Raw genomic sequence first — 429 nt, forward strand, 5'->3', positions numbered from 1 at the left:
TCTGCACACGCTCGTCGTGGCCGGGATATTCATGCTTGCGGCCATGAGCCTCAATCTGCTGCTCGGATATACGGGGCAGCTCAGCCTCGGCCACGTCGCCTTTTTCGGAATCGGGGCCTATGTGAGCGCACTGACCTCGCTCGGTTTCAGCATCTCCCTCTTTGGCTATCAGATCACCCATGAACCCTGGCCTCCCGTCGTCGGGCTGGTGCTTGGAACGGTGATCGCGGGCCTGTGCGGCTATCTGATCGGCAAGCTCGCCTTTCGGGTCCGCGGCGCCTATTTCGTTATCGTTACCGTCAGCTTTGCCGAGGTCGTCCGGCTGGTCGCCTTGAACTGGGTGGAACTCACCAACGGGCCGCTGGCCTTGCCTGGCATTCCTCCGCTGACGCTCGGCTTCGAGTGGACCGGCTATGTGACGCTCTGGGG

General features: G+C 62.2%; 1 protein-coding gene. It reads left to right on the top strand.

What is annotated here, in order from left to right:
* The coding region (locus ACFHWW_RS34325) for a branched-chain amino acid ABC transporter permease (protein ID WP_379943849.1) at window positions 1-429 on the top strand (429 nt) is incomplete at both ends.

This window comes from Sinorhizobium sp. P24N7 (assembly GCF_042436655.1).
GTDB lineage: Bacteria > Pseudomonadota > Alphaproteobacteria > Rhizobiales > Rhizobiaceae > Sinorhizobium > Sinorhizobium meliloti_A.